15 protein-coding genes are annotated in these 13,513 nt (G+C 53.3%); 10 read left to right on the top strand and 5 right to left on the bottom strand.

Translation table 11 applies throughout. The features are described from left to right. The first annotated feature begins 8 nt into the window (after positions 1-8). Positions 9-758, top strand: coding sequence for a hypothetical protein (locus MKY58_RS18915; protein ID WP_339321603.1), 750 nt, complete (start codon positions 9-11; stop codon positions 756-758). 106 nt (positions 759-864) lie between these two features. On the opposite strand, the gene MKY58_RS18910 is transcribed toward MKY58_RS18915, so the two are convergent. Continuing rightward, positions 865-1,773 carry a LysR family transcriptional regulator gene (locus tag MKY58_RS18910; RefSeq protein ID WP_339321602.1) on the bottom strand — a complete coding sequence of 303 codons (909 nt, stop codon included), beginning with the start codon at positions 1,771-1,773 and terminating at the stop codon, positions 865-867. A gap of 206 nt (positions 1,774-1,979) precedes the next feature. Between MKY58_RS18910 and MKY58_RS18905 the strand changes: the two genes are divergently transcribed. The 4 genes from MKY58_RS18905 (at position 1,980) to pstB (ending at position 5,590) form a co-directional block, all read left to right on the top strand. Then, a complete protein-coding gene (locus MKY58_RS18905; protein WP_339325201.1) occupies positions 1,980-2,903 on the top strand; it encodes a phosphate ABC transporter substrate-binding protein in 924 nt (307 codons plus the stop codon). 85 nt (positions 2,904-2,988) lie between these two features. Next, on the top strand, positions 2,989-3,924 hold the full coding sequence (gene pstC, locus MKY58_RS18900; protein ID WP_339321601.1) for a phosphate ABC transporter permease subunit PstC: 936 nt from the start codon (positions 2,989-2,991) through the stop codon (positions 3,922-3,924). Continuing rightward, positions 3,921-4,817, top strand: a complete 897-nt coding sequence (gene pstA, locus MKY58_RS18895; RefSeq protein ID WP_339321600.1) for a phosphate ABC transporter permease PstA — start codon at positions 3,921-3,923, stop codon at positions 4,815-4,817. The genes pstC and pstA overlap by 4 nt, the downstream gene beginning before the upstream one ends. A gap of 14 nt (positions 4,818-4,831) precedes the next feature. Then, entirely contained in the window at positions 4,832-5,590 is a 759-nt protein-coding gene (pstB, locus tag MKY58_RS18890; RefSeq protein ID WP_339321599.1) for a phosphate ABC transporter ATP-binding protein PstB, read from the top strand. Between the two features lie 97 nt (positions 5,591-5,687). Here pstB and MKY58_RS18885 read toward each other — a convergent pair whose 3' ends face one another. From MKY58_RS18885 to MKY58_RS18870, 4 genes are all read right to left on the bottom strand, one after another. After that, positions 5,688-6,110, bottom strand: coding sequence for a universal stress protein (locus MKY58_RS18885; RefSeq protein ID WP_339321598.1), 423 nt, complete (start codon positions 6,108-6,110; stop codon positions 5,688-5,690). 15 nt (positions 6,111-6,125) lie between these two features. Continuing rightward, positions 6,126-7,340, bottom strand: a complete 1,215-nt coding sequence (locus MKY58_RS18880; protein ID WP_339321597.1) for an MFS transporter — start codon at positions 7,338-7,340, stop codon at positions 6,126-6,128. Between the two features lie 108 nt (positions 7,341-7,448). Next, positions 7,449-7,898: a MerR family transcriptional regulator gene (locus MKY58_RS18875; protein WP_339321596.1), complete on the bottom strand. Its 450-nt coding sequence runs from the start codon at positions 7,896-7,898 to the stop codon at positions 7,449-7,451. A 235-nt stretch (positions 7,899-8,133) separates the two neighbouring features. Further along, complete coding sequence (locus MKY58_RS18870; protein ID WP_212951379.1) at positions 8,134-8,721, bottom strand: helix-turn-helix transcriptional regulator; 588 nt, start codon at positions 8,719-8,721, stop codon at positions 8,134-8,136. 346 nt (positions 8,722-9,067) lie between these two features. Here MKY58_RS18870 and MKY58_RS18865 point away from each other — a divergent pair, with 346 nt between their 5' ends. The 5 genes from MKY58_RS18865 (at position 9,068) to MKY58_RS18845 (ending at position 13,345) form a co-directional block, all read left to right on the top strand. Next, positions 9,068-10,210, top strand: coding sequence for a polysaccharide deacetylase family protein (locus tag MKY58_RS18865; protein WP_339321595.1), 1,143 nt, complete (start codon positions 9,068-9,070; stop codon positions 10,208-10,210). Positions 10,211-10,363: 153 nt separating this feature from the next. Continuing rightward, entirely contained in the window at positions 10,364-10,789 is a 426-nt protein-coding gene (locus MKY58_RS18860; RefSeq protein ID WP_339321594.1) for a phage holin family protein, read from the top strand. A gap of 126 nt (positions 10,790-10,915) precedes the next feature. Next, entirely contained in the window at positions 10,916-12,262 is a 1,347-nt protein-coding gene (locus tag MKY58_RS18855) for an ISLre2-like element ISTco1 family transposase (RefSeq protein WP_339320778.1), read from the top strand. Between the two features lie 214 nt (positions 12,263-12,476). Further along, complete coding sequence (locus MKY58_RS18850; protein ID WP_036706623.1) at positions 12,477-12,764, top strand: Dabb family protein; 288 nt, start codon at positions 12,477-12,479, stop codon at positions 12,762-12,764. 155 nt (positions 12,765-12,919) lie between these two features. Further along, the gene (locus MKY58_RS18845) at positions 12,920-13,345 is read left to right on the top strand and encodes a HepT-like ribonuclease domain-containing protein (protein ID WP_339321593.1); all 426 of its coding nucleotides are present in this window, start codon (positions 12,920-12,922) and stop codon (positions 13,343-13,345) included. The last annotated feature ends 168 nt before the right edge of the window (positions 13,346-13,513 follow it).

Below are 13,513 nucleotides of genomic sequence, written 5' to 3'. Positions count from 1 at the left end.
AAGGATGCATGCTGCGGAGCAGGGACGATATTTTACGGGATATAACGAAATTAATTTTACTTCATCAACAGGGGAAGCTTGGCGGCGAGAAGATGCCCGAGGACGAACACCCGCCCCTGGATCCATCATCGGCGGCAAGCTATCATTATTTTACGCTGCCGATGGCGCTGAATTACCAGCGGAATTCGTATGCGCTTTGGGAGAGCGCTCACCGGACGTTTAACGATCCGGACACGATGGACGTGTTTGATCCGGCGGCGGCCGCTGCCATGGATGCGGAGGAGCTGCGGGAAAAGCTGCTGAAATATAAGGTCGCGCTTCAACCGAACAAGCAGCCCGCCGTCTGGCGGACGCTGTGCGTCACGATCATGGATTTGCTGGACGGGGACTTGCGGAACCTTTTCCGCCAAAACGGGAATTCCGTCCTCCGGATCAAGCAGCATATCATGCAGCATAAAAAAAGCTTCCCTTATCTGGGCGGCGACAAAATCATGAACTACTGGCTGTACGTGATGGAACAGTACACGGACGTTGCCTTTCCGGACCGGGAATGCATTACGGTGGCACCGGACACCCATGTCCTTCAATCCAGCGTCAAACTCGGGATCCTGACCGAGGAGGAAGCGGCCGCCCCGAAGGCCCGGGAGCTTACGGCTTCCAGATGGGAAGAGCTGCTGCAGGGCAGCGGGCTGTGCCCGATCGACATCCATACGCCGATGTGGCTGTGGAGCCGGAGCAAATTTGCGGCGCCGGTGTAGAAATGTTGGCATCACATTTTGAATCGAAGCAGGGCTGTTTTTCTTCAATATAAAAAGATAAAAAGGGGCGTCTCTCAAGATCCAAATGATCCGGGGAGATGCCCCTTTATCCGTTTTCGGCCTGTTCCCGCACGTATTGGATAAACCTTTCGCAAACGGGCGAAGCCGGCTGATCGGCATGGTACGCAAGCACGCCGGTCACGGTTGGATCGGCCTGTCCGGGCAGCGGCAGCGAACGGAGCGCACCGGACGCAAGCTCCTCCCGGATACCGGAAAGCGGGAACAGGCTGATGAATTCACCGGACCGCACCATGTTTTTTACGATTTCCGGCGAATCGGCCGCCGTCCGCTCCCAAAGATGGATCCCGGAAGCGGCCGCATACGCGCGCGAGTAGTCCGTCATAAACGCCCCCTCGCCGTGCTGCGCGAAAAACTGCTGGGCGATGAGCTTCTGCGTCACCGACTTGAGTCCGGCAAACGCATGTGTTCCGGAAAAAATAAGCTCGATGCGATCTATTGAGATCTTTTCTTCTTTTACCGGCTTCTGCCCGTCCGGCGAACCCTCGGCTTCGGCATAATAAAACGCCAAATCGGTTTCCTGGTTCAGCAGCCGCTCTTTGACGAGGCGGGTGGGTGTGACGTTCAATTCGATTTGGACGCCCGGATGCAGGCTGCAAAAGCCGCTGATCAGCTCCGGAAGCACGTAAGACCCCATCATGCCGTCGGCCCCGATGTGCAAGCGCCCTTTGTTGAGATCCGCGTAATCCTGAACCGCTTTGCGGGCTTCCTGCGCCATCGCCGTCATTTTCACCGCATACGGATACAGCGCCTTCCCGGCCTCGGTCAGCCAGATGCGGCCCCTTTTCGTCTCAAACAAGGCTACCCCCAACTCTTCCTCCAGGCTTTTCATATGAAACGTCACGGTCGGCTGCTTCATATCCAGCTCCCGTGCCACGTCCGTCACTTTTTTCAGTTTCTCGATCAGAACGAGGATGTGCAATTTTAACAAATTCATGGGGATCCCCCTGGTGATCATCAAATTCTTAACTACTATTATAGATTTATTCTATTTAATTATAAATAGATTATATATTTTTTTATTCTTCATTTTACAAAACGCGACATTTCATAAAACGATAGGGAACTACAATGAGTTTGTAGGCAGCAAAGAGAGCTGCCGGGAGATCACTCAAAAACAGGGGGAACCAAAAGATGATCAAGATGAAAAAATCGCTTCTCATGCTGTGCACGTTGGCGCTGGTTGTTATGCTGGCCGCATGCGGCAGCAAAAATACCGAAGACACGAGCAGCGCTTCCGGAGCTGCGACAGACGATAAATCCTCGGCCACGGAACTGAGCGGCTCGATCCTGGCGGTCGGCTCGACGGCGCTTCAACCGCTCGTCGAACAAGCTGCGCAAAAATTCATGGCGGAATCCCAATATTCCAAAATCCAGGTTCAAGTGCAAGGCGGCGGCAGCGGCACCGGTTTGACGCAAGTTGCAGGCGGGCAAGCCGACATCGGCAACTCCGACGTATTTGCGGAAGAAAAGCTGAAAGACGAAGCCAAGGACCTGGTTGACCATCAGGTGGCGGTTGTGGCCATGGCGGCGGTAACCAATCCGGACGTCGGCGTAGACAGCCTGACGAAGCAGCAGCTGGTCGATATTTTCACGGGTAAAGTCACGAACTGGAAAGAAGTCGGCGGCAAAGACGAAAAAATCGTCATCGTCAACCGTCCGGCAAGCTCCGGCACACGCAAAACTTTCGAAAAATACGCGCTTGGCACTTCGACCGAAGATCTGAAAGGTTCCATCCAGGAAGAATCCTCCGGCACGGTTAAAAAAATCGTGGCTGAAAGCCCAGGGGCGATCGGATACCTGGCACTGTCTTACCTGGACGACAAAGTGAAAGTGCTCAAATACGAAGGCGTGGAAGCAACGGTTGAAAACGTAACGTCCGGCAAATATCCGGTATGGGCTTACGAGCATATGTACACGAAAGGCGAACCTAAGCCTGAAGTCAAAGCATTCCTTGATTACATCGCTTCGGATGCCGTTCAAAACGGTGACGTCGTAGAGCTTGGCTACATTCCGGTCAGCAAAATGGAAGTCAAACGCGACGTCGAAGGCAACATTACCAAGTAAGCCCTGACCGAGCGCAAAACCTCATGGCAAGAAAGAGGCGAAAGGGAATTTCGCCTCTATTTTCACATTAGAAAGAAGGACAACGATGAAAACCATTGATGAAAGGCCTGTTCAAGTTCAGCCTGCGCGCGGCACCCGCTGGAAAAAACATCATGCTGAAGATGTCGCGGGCCGGAGCTATACGTTCATTTGCGCGGCTCTGCTCATTGTCATCATATTATCCATCGTCTATTTCGTCGCGTCCAAAGGACTTGCGACTTTCTTTCGCGATGGCGTCAGCCTGAGCGATTTTTTGTTCGGCACCACCTGGGACCCGGAAGGCAATAACGGCGAGCCGATGTACGGCGTGCTGCCGTTTATCTTCGGGTCGTTCGCCACGTCGGTGCTGGCTGCACTGATCGCAAGCCCGCTCAGCATCTGCGCTTCGCTGTTCATGACCGAAATCGTGCCCGGCTGGGGTAAAAAGCTGCTGCAGCCCGTCATCGAGCTGCTCGCCGGCATCCCTTCGGTCGTTTACGGCTTTATCGGCCTGACCGTCGTCGTGCCTTTTTTGCGGAACGTGTTCCCCGGACAAGGGATCGGGATCGCGGCGGGGGCCATCGTTCTTTCCGTCATGATTTTGCCGACGATCACGAGCGTGGCGTCGGACGCGCTGGCGTCGCTGCCGCGCGGCCTGAAGGAGTCTTCGTTTGCGCTGGGGGCGACCCGCTGGCAGACGATCTCCAGAGTTATTTTGCCAACCGTTTTGCCTTCTATTCTGACGGGCGTCGTGCTGGGGATGGCTCGCGCCTTCGGCGAAGCGCTGGCCGTTCAGATGGTTATCGGCAACGCGCCGCATATTCCGCGGTCGCTGTTTGAATCGGCATCGACGCTTACGAGCGTCATTACGCTGGATATGGGCAACACCGTCATGGGATCCGCGCACAGCAACGCGCTGTGGAGCATGGCGCTTGCGCTGATGTTCATGACCTTCGTATTCGTTATGATCGTCCGGCTTTTGGAAAGGAGACATCGGATTTGAGAGCGAAACTGACCGACAAAATTGCAACTTTCTTCATCGTGGTGTTTTCCTTGTTGATCGTCGCGGTGCTCGTAGGGCTGATCGGCTTTATTCTGGTGCGGGGGCTCAGCCATATCGACTGGCATTTCCTGACCTCCGTTCCGCAAACGATCCGCGCCGGAGGCGGCATCGGGCCGCAGCTGTTCAACTCCTTGTTTTTGCTGGTTCTGACCCTGATCATTACGATTCCGCTCGGACTCGGCGCAGGGATTTACATGGCCGAATACGCGAAGCCGGGCAAAATCACCGGCACGATCCGCCTGGTCGTCGAAGTGTTGTCCTCGTTTCCGTCGATCGTGGTCGGTTTGTTCGGCCTGCTGCTGATCGTCAATACGTTCGGATTCGGATTTTCGCTGTTCTCCGGCGCGTTGGTGCTGACGATTTTCAACCTGCCGCTGATGGTGCGGATTACGGAGCAGGCGTTCCGCAGCGTGCCGAAGGAGCAGAAGGAGGCGGGGCTTGCGCTCGGGCTGTCCAAATGGAAAATCATTTCCTCGGTCCTGTTCCCGGTGGCTCTTCCAAGCATCGTGACCGGTACGGTTCTTGCTGCCGGCAGGGTGTTCGGGGAAGCGGCAGCGCTGCTCTTTACGGCAGGGATGTCCACACCGCGCCTGGATTTCACCAATTGGAACCCGCTTAGCCCGACGTCGCCGATCAATCCGTTCCGTCCGGCCGAAACGCTTGCCGTGCATATTTGGAAAATCAACAGCGAAGGCCTGGCGCCGGACGCGGCCCAAATCGCCGCAGGCGCATCGGCCGTGCTCGTCATTCTCGTGCTGCTGTTTAATCTGTTCGCTAGGTGGCTTGGCGGCGTGTTGTACAAAGCGATGACAGCTTCCAAGCGCATGGGATAGGAGGGACATCATACATGAACAACGCAACGTTTCGAACAGAACATCTCAGCGTATTTTACGGGCAATACGAAGCGGTTAAAAATATAAGCCTGAGTTTCCCGGAAAAAAGCGTCACCGCCCTGATCGGTCCTTCGGGCTGCGGCAAATCGACGTTTCTGCGCTCCTTGAACCGGATGAACGACGAAATTTCCCAGGCCAAAATCAAAGGGCGCATCTGGATCGACGGGGTGGACATCAACGACCCGGGCACCGACGTCATTCAGCTCCGCCAAAAAATCGGCATGGTCTGGCAGAAGCCAAACCCGTTTTATAAATCGATTTACGAAAATATCGCCTTCGGACCAAAATACCATGGCATCAAAAACAAAAAAGAGCTGGATGAAATCGTGGAGACAAGCCTGCGCAAAGCGGCGCTGTGGGACGAGGTCAAAGACCGCCTGAAGCAGTCGGCCTTGTCCTTGTCCGGCGGCCAGCAGCAACGTCTGTGCATCGCAAGGGCCTTATCCGTCAAACCGGGCATTTTGCTGCTCGACGAGCCGGCATCGGCGCTTGACCCGGTATCGACGGCGAAAGTCGAAGAGCTGATTACCGAGCTGAAAAAGGAACTCAGCATTGTCATCGTCACCCATAACATGCAGCAGGCGGCGCGCATTTCCGATTACACCGCGTATTTTTATTTGGGAAGCCTGATGGAGCATGATACGACGGAAAAAATCTTTACGAATCCCGCGCAGCAGATGACGCAGGATTACATTTCGGGAAGGTTCGGTTAAATCTCCTCCGCCGGAGCCGCTTTTCGGACAAAAAAAGGGTACCCCCAGGTTCGCTGAACCTTCGGGGATACCCTTTTTGGCGTGCCTTTCGAACTTGTTATCTGACGATCATGACCGGACAGTGGGCATGCTGCACGACGCTGTGGCTGACGCTGCCGATCAGCAGTTCCGACATCAGGCCGATGCCCCGGCTGCCCATGACGATCAGGTCGGCGTGCTGCTCCTCGGCCGTTTTGCAAATGACGGAAGCGGGGTCTCCGGTTTTGGTGTACGTTTCGAAACCGATCCCCTGCTTGGAGAGGGATGCCGTGGCCGGATCCAACACTTTTTTTCCTTCTTGCCGGATGTGCTCCTCCAAATCGATGCCTACAGGCGGCTCGTTAATGGAGATGGAGGGATTCACATGAAGAATTGCCAGCTCCGGCGCGTTTTTCAAGCTTTGCATGAGCCGTACGGCCGTATCCAGCGCGCGGCGGGCATGCTCGGAACCGTCAAGCGGCACGAGAATTCGATTATACATGAAGAGGACCTCCTTTTAATGGCCTTCCGCCCGGTCAACATGCTTCAGATGACGGCGGCTGGCAAGTAAAACGATGACACCAATAAATACCATCAAGCCGCCAAAATAAAACGGCGTTTCCGCATGGTACCACTCCGAAAGCTTGCCGGCGAGCCAAGGAGAAACGGCGCCCCCAAGGAAACGGACGAAGCTGTAAGATGCCGATGCGACGGAACGTTCCACCGGTGCGGCCTGCATGACGGCCGTCGTGATCAGCGTGTTGTTGATGCCGAGGAAAATGCCGGCCACGATGACGCAGACGATGACGGTTTTCGGCGAGTGGTTGTACGTGCCGATCCCCATGATGATGAGGACGATCGTAAACAGCGTAAGCACCGCGCAAATCGATTTCACGACGCTAAACCGTTTCTGCAGCTTCGGAGCGACAAATACGGACGTGAAGGCAAGCAGGATGCCCCATCCGAAGAAGACGTAACCGAGGCCGTGCTCATCCAGTTCCATGACGTACGGAGAGTAGGCCATCAGCGTGAAAAAGCCGAAGTTGTACAGGAATGCGGTGATTCCGAGCGTCAGCAGGGCCGGGTAGGACAGCGCTTTGAACGGGTCGGCCAGGGTGCTGGCTTTTTTCGGCTTCGGAATGGACGGAAGCATAAAGATGATGAAGATGAAAGCAAGAAGCATAAGGACCGCAACGCCGAAAAACGGTCCGCGCCAGCTGATGGAGCCGAGCTCTCCGCCAAGCAGCGGTCCGACCGAAATGCCGAGGCCGAGCGCGGCTTCGTACAGGATGATCGCTTTAGCCGTGCCGGACGTGGACAGGCCGACGATGGCGGACAAGGCGGTGGCAATAAACAGGGCGTTGCCCAGTCCCCAGCCGCCGCGGAAGCCGACGATTTGGCCAATCGTGCCCGAGAAACCGCCAAGCGCCGAGAAAATGATGATGAGAAAAATACCGGTAAGCAATGTTTTTTTGATGCCGATCCGGCTGGAAATGACGCCGGTAATGAGCATCGCTACGCCTGTCACAAGATTGTAGCTGGTAAACAGGAGGGATACCTGGCTTTTGCTGGCATGCAGCTGCGCGGCGATCGCAGGCAAAATCGGGTCGACGAGTCCGAGACCCATAAAAGAGATGACGCAGGCAAAGGCGATCGCCCATACCGCTTTGGGCTGGGACAGCAGCCCGGCTTTCCTCTGTTCAAGTTCCAAAGGTTCAGTTGCTTTAGACATGGAATACATTACCTCACTTTGCGTAAATGGTTTTTCAATTTTCAGAAGCACGTACCGCAAAAAACGAAAGCTACAGGCTTTACGGCAGAAAAAAAGACCCCATTGCTCCTAGTCCAGCTGCTTCGGGCCGTTCTCCCCATCGAATGTTTGCATGAAAGCGTCGAGACGGTCCTTCGTACGTTCCAGCTCGGTCTGCATCGCCTTCATTTTTTCGATTTTGTTGCGAATCAATTCGATTTGCCTGTCGAGCGACTGCTGCATATGCGCTAGCTTGGATTTCTGTTCTTTCCGGTCGTTAGTGTCGAGGTAGGACTTGTGATGCTTTTTGTATGCATCCGAGACGGACAGATAGTGTACAAGCTCTTGCAGACTGAAGCCGAGGATTTCCTTGGCAACGACGATTTTCTTCAAATAATCGATATGCTCCCGGGTATAAATCCGGATGCCGCCTTCGCTCCGGTCAGGGGGAGGAAAGACGCCAAGCTCTTCATAGTAACGAATCGTTCTCTTGGTCAACCCGCATTCCCGGGCGACATCATCGATTTTGTACTCATGCATGTCTTTCCTCCCTTCGCGTTTGTTTTATGACATTCATCATTTTAATCCTGTTTAACGTTAACGTCAACGTTAACTTTCGGGTGAGCGATTATTTTTTCGAGCTTATCGTCCGAGACATGGCTCTGTCTGAAGCCGTAGTTAATATGCCCAAACGAAAACAGCTCTATAAGCCGGAAGGATTGCCGGATCATAGAGCTGTTTGCCAAGGGGTTGGCTTGGTAAACGCCGTATTTGGTTAGGATTCGTTTAAAACGCAGTCCGCAAACAGGATGAATTTCGGGATGCGGAAAAAAAGCTCGGCCCGGTCCTGAAAGCTTGGGGATGGCAACGTTCCTTGGTGCAGCCATTTGCGAAACGTGCCGGGGTGGATGTCCATCCATTCGCTGACGTCGCTGACCGAAAGGTCATGGACCATGCAAAGCCCCGTTAAAATTTTGTTGTCGACAGGCGAACGGGTTAACGTTCTCCGCATAAATCTGGACGGTGAAGGCTGACATATGATCGGGCTGCTCGAAGTAACGGAGCGGTTAAACAGGATATGGTGGGGATACCCGAGAAACTGGCATACTTTGTCCAGATTTTTTTTGCCGGGGATCCGGCCTTCATACACCCAGGCGCTGACGCTTCGGGAGGAGACGCCGAGCTCCTCGGCAAGCTGCGATAGCTTGATGTCGTTGACCATCAGCACCGCCAGCAACACCCGGTTGCGGATCTGGCAGCGGGAAGGCTTGCGGAAGCGTTTGACGCGGATGCCTTTTCCCAAATATTTGCGGTTGATCAGAGACCACGCCTGAATTGAATGCTGTTCTTGTTGTGTAGGCATATTTCCTCCGAAGATTTTTCTTCAAATTCTACATTTTATAAGGCTTCTTTTCAATAGTAACTATCGCCCATTTTTATGCCTTTCTTCCTAGTGCGTTATGTGTTTTACGACATTTGCAGGCTGTTGGTCACAAATAGGATTCCACGAATCTCCTTCATTTCCTAATATTTACGAAAAGATGACAGCAATGGTTACTGAATTGAAATTGAAACGACCGGCGGAGTCGGGTACAATGCAGAGGAACTAGATTGCTAGATTCGAAGTTTGGATTTGAGGAAAATGGTTTAATAGATTCCTTGAGACTGCAAATCTATGCAAAATACGCGTAAAAGGTTGGTAGAGAGAAGTGAAAAAGGTTTTGCAATGCTCCAAATGGATGTTATCCCTGATCCTGGTCTTCGGCTGCATTTTTTCCGCCGGACAAGGCAGCGCGACTGCGGCGGGGAGTTCGGCGGGCGCCGCGACGTCGTCCGTATTCGTTGCCGTGAACGACACGCTGGTTACTTATCCAATGTCGCCCATCATACATAAAGGCACTTTATACGTTCCTTTGGTTCAAACCGCATCGGCCATGAATCTTACGGTGCAATACGCAAAGGGGAACGTGAAGCTGACCCATCGGGGCGGCGCTTCGGCGACGCTTCCGGCAGACGGCAAAAACACGCTCGTCAAAAACGGCAGAACGTTCATTTCGTTCCGGATTTTAAGCCAAAAGTTCGGGTTTGCGCTGTCGTATTTGCCGAAACAAAACCTGTACCGCGCAATAAACGGCGGGGCAGCGCTGACGGATGCGCAGCTGGCAAACAAATACGCCGGTTATATCCAGCAGCATAAGCCGAAGACTCCGGCTCCAACGACCAAGCCGGCGGCAGGAGCGAGAACGATTTATATTACCTTTGACGACGGTCCGTCCCCGTATACGCCGCAGCTGCTCAATGTTTTGAAACAGTATAATGTAAAAGCGACGTTTTTCATGCTCGGCAACCAAATCTCCCATCATCCCGCATCCGTGGCGCGCATCGTCAAGGAAGGGCACGGCGTAGGCTTGCACGGCATGACGCATCAGAAGGACAAGTTCTATGCATCGCCGTCTTCGGCGCTGAACGAAATGAACATGGACAATGCCAAACTGCACCAGGCCGCGAACGTGTACACGAAGCTGATCCGGGTGCCTTACGGCAGCAAACCGTATTTTACGAAAGCTTACCGCGACCAGACGGCTGCTTACGGTTATCGCCTGTGGGATTGGAACATCGACTCCAATGACTGGAGATACCAAAGCAACCCGCAAAAAATTTACGACAACGTCATGAGAGACGTCAAAAACATGAAGAAAAAAGGAGTCACCCCGATCGTCTTGTTCCACGACCAGCATGCGACGGTAACGGTTTTGCCGCAGCTGATCAAGGCCATTCAGGCGGAAGGTTACACGTTTAAGCCGCTGACAAACGATATGAAGCCGATGAACTTCTGGAACGACGAACGGTAATCTTGCATTTTTACGACATAAAATATACCACAGCAGCATCCGCTACCTCGCGCGAATCTATGAAATAGGCCGGCAATTAAGGCGATCCGGCTTCGCAGAACGCGTCCTCCCTTCATAAGATATAGAAGATGATAGGAAGGGAGGCGCAGTTTTATGAATTTACTTGCCGTCAATAGCATCAGCGCGCTCGCCGGCAGTATTATCGCGATTGCATTCGGGGGATGGGATCCGTTGCTGTGGTTTTTTTTGTTCACCATCGTGGTCGATTACGTGACCGGTTTACTGGCTTCGATCAAGGAAGGCTCCGGATTGAAAAGCGACGTCGGCTTCTGGGGCTTGACCCGGAAGGCACTTATGCTGGTGGTCATTGTTTTGGCCCATCAGATGGACGTGCTTCTAATGGGGGGGACCGATGTCCTCGAGACGGGAGCTATTTATTTCTATTTGGCGAACGAGCTGATATCGATCACGGAAAACTACGGACGGCTTGGACTGCCCATGCCCGACAAATTGCGGAGAATGATAGCGGTGCTTAAAAACAAAGACAGCGATAAAGAGCAGGACCCGCCGAAACGATAACCTCTCCGGGAGATAGTGTAAAATCTCTGTGGGTGTAGGAATTGGAAAAAGCGGATATAGAAAAAGAGCTTCTCCCTTGGTAAAGTGATGTTTGACGCACAACACACCAAGAAGGAGGAAGCTCCTGTGAGCCACTTTACCACAATAATGCCGACGATGAAAGAGATTGAGCAATGGATTTTCCGGAAAATGCAGGAGGAATTCGCTCGTGCGATGAAGCAGGTGCTGGAGGCGCTGGATCAGCAGATCCTGGAGCAACGGGACCGAGAGCGTTATCGAGTAAAGGACGAGCGTGAAACAAGCGTCAACACAGTGTTCGGGAATGTGCGCTTTAAGCGGAGATTGTACTGTGACCGTAGAAGCGGCAAACACGTGTATCTGCTGGATCAGCTGTTGCAATTCGAAGGGCGCGGGAAAGTCAGTCCGCATTTGGAAGAGACAGCAATCGCATTCGCAAGCCAAGGACCGTCGTACCGGGACAGCGCAAAGCGGCTGGAGCAGCTTTTGGGCTACAATGTGCTGAGCCACCAAGCGATCAGGGAAAAACTGATGGAGCGTGCGCAACAGCCGATGCCAGCGGTGAAACGGCGCGCTGCCCGCGTGCTGTTCGTGGAAGTGGATGGGCTGTACACGAAGCTGCAGCGGAGCAAAAAGCGCGGGATGGAGAACGCAATTGCAGTCGTACACGAAGGCTGGGAGAAGAACGGCAAGCGGGTACAGCTGAAGAACAAACAGCATTACCTGCATACGAGCGGCGGCGACTTCTGGGAAGGGTTCGGGGACTTTCTGGTGGAGCGTTACGAAATCGACGAGAACACGTGGCTTGTGGTGAACGGAGACGGCGCGGCGTGGATCGGGGAATGTACATCCTACTTTCACCAATGTCTGTACATGCTGGACCGCTTTCATGTGGCGCGTGATTTGAAACGCTTTGTTGGTCATTTGCCGCAGGTGTGGGAGACCGTGAGACGGTCTTTGGCCAAACAGGATGCAGCCGCGCTTATGGCGGTCCTGGAAGGCGTGTCGGAGCAAGAGATAGCGGAAGAGAACCGGAAGGATTGGAAGCCGTATAAAAGATTTCTAAAGCGGCATGAGAAGCATTTGGACGACTACCGAAAAACACTCCAGGCGAAGGGGATCGACACAAGCGGCATGCGCCCGATGGGAAGCGCGGAATCGCAGATGCGTATATTCGCCAAGCGGACGAAGCGTGGCGGGTACAGTTGGAGTGAGCGAGGCGTCAGGGCGATGCTGAGGACGATGATGAGGATTCAAGAAGCGGGCACGGTGGTAAGAACGGTTGAAGGACAAGCGAGTAAGCAGGCAACGCCGCAGCAGTCGATAAACATGCGGCAATTGCTCAAGAACGTGACGCAACCGGTCAAGGGTTGTATCGCTGGAATGATTCGCATGCTGCAAGGACCGAAGCAAAGCAGCACAACGGGTATGGCACTCAAAGCACTTCGCGGATAACGGCAAAAAATTCTGACAAATCACTTGTGTTTGATGAAAGAACGAAGCAAAGCGCTTACAAGGAAGAGGTTCCTTCGGGGTTCGCGTTCCAGGCATCTTAAATGACTGCCCACGCTAGCTTGACACTGACCTCCGGGATGCTTCTCTTTCCCAAAGCGGGAGGATATGGTATATTTTTTTTGTAACCTTACGACTCGTACAAGGAGAACAGGCCATGATCAAGCATATCGTTTTCATTAAATTGCAAGACCGATCTCCGGAAAGCGTTGACAAAACGGCGGCCGTATTGCGTGCCATGGAAGGGAAGATCCCGCAGCTGCGCGCGATCGAGGTAGGCGTTGACATCGTTCATTCGGAACGTTCGTTCGATATCGCCCTGGTGACTGAATTTGCTTCCCTGGACGATTTGCAGGCATACCAAGTGCATCCCGTCCATCAGGAAGTCATTCGCCATTTGAACGAAACGAAAGAATTATCCCTTAGCGTTGATTACGAAATCTAGCAGATAGGAAGTACGAATTATGAGCGATCTGGAATATCCAATGGAAACATTGTTCCTGCTTGTCGTATTTGTCGCAGCGATTTTCGTCATGTTTTTCTGGCTGAAGCGCCGCGGCAAAAAAGGCAAATAACATTCGCAGCTTGGAGGTACAAACCGTGTATTATGTAAATCAGGAGCAGATTCAGCTTCGTCTGGACGCGATTCCGGAAATTGCCGAAGCTCTCAAGCGGACGGCTGAAGCCTGGGATGGCAGCGTCATGCTCGGCATGGTTCAGGAACGGGCGCTGCATTTGGCGATCGAGGTCGTTACCGATGTCGGCAGTTATTTGATCGACGGCTTTATTATGCGGGATGCCAGCAGCTACGAAGATATTATGGAAATCAACCATGAAGAGAAGGTATTCGATGACGACATTTACCGCGTGCTTCGCGAGCTGGTCGGCCTCCGCAAGCCGTTGGTTCAGGAATACTATTCCTGGAATCGCGCCGAGATTCACCCGCTCACGCCGGTGCTGCCGGACATTCTGGACCGATTTGCCGTTCAGGTGCGGGAATATATCCGGCAAGAGCTTGGACATTAATCGTCGTTTCTTAAAGCCTGCATGGACTGCTTAAGCCCATCCTGAAGACCGGATCGGGCTTGTTGTTTTTTCGCGGGCCGATTTTTTTTCGAAATACGCCTAGTCCTTTGTGTCAGGACAATCTCCCCGTGCTTATAATATCCTAACAAATGGGCATTAGCCCGTAAG

Source organism: Paenibacillus sp. FSL W8-0194 (genome assembly GCF_037969745.1).
GTDB classification, from domain to species: Bacteria; Bacillota; Bacilli; order Paenibacillales; family Paenibacillaceae; genus Paenibacillus_AQ; species Paenibacillus_AQ cookii.
This window is presented reverse-complemented; position numbering and strand designations above follow the sequence as displayed.

Bases quoted from the DNA above. Each gene is read 5' to 3' on its own strand.
- MKY58_RS18915 (WP_339321603.1), top strand. From the start codon at position 9: ATGCTGCGGAGCAGGGACGATATTTTACGGGATATAACGAAATTAATT.
- MKY58_RS18910 (WP_339321602.1), bottom strand. From the start codon at position 1,773: ATGAATTTGTTAAAATTGCACATCCTCGTTCTGATCGAGAAACTGAAA.
- MKY58_RS18905 (WP_339325201.1), top strand. From the start codon at position 1,980: ATGAAAAAATCGCTTCTCATGCTGTGCACGTTGGCGCTGGTTGTTATG.
- pstC (WP_339321601.1), top strand. From the start codon at position 2,989: ATGAAAACCATTGATGAAAGGCCTGTTCAAGTTCAGCCTGCGCGCGGC.
- pstB (WP_339321599.1), top strand. From the start codon at position 4,832: ATGAACAACGCAACGTTTCGAACAGAACATCTCAGCGTATTTTACGGG.
- MKY58_RS18885 (WP_339321598.1), bottom strand. From the start codon at position 6,110: ATGTATAATCGAATTCTCGTGCCGCTTGACGGTTCCGAGCATGCCCGC.
- MKY58_RS18880 (WP_339321597.1), bottom strand. From the start codon at position 7,340: ATGTCTAAAGCAACTGAACCTTTGGAACTTGAACAGAGGAAAGCCGGG.
- MKY58_RS18875 (WP_339321596.1), bottom strand. From the start codon at position 7,898: ATGCATGAGTACAAAATCGATGATGTCGCCCGGGAATGCGGGTTGACC.
- MKY58_RS18870 (WP_212951379.1), bottom strand. From the start codon at position 8,721: ATGCCTACACAACAAGAACAGCATTCAATTCAGGCGTGGTCTCTGATC.
- MKY58_RS18860 (WP_339321594.1), top strand. From the start codon at position 10,364: ATGAATTTACTTGCCGTCAATAGCATCAGCGCGCTCGCCGGCAGTATT.
- MKY58_RS18850 (WP_036706623.1), top strand. From the start codon at position 12,477: ATGATCAAGCATATCGTTTTCATTAAATTGCAAGACCGATCTCCGGAA.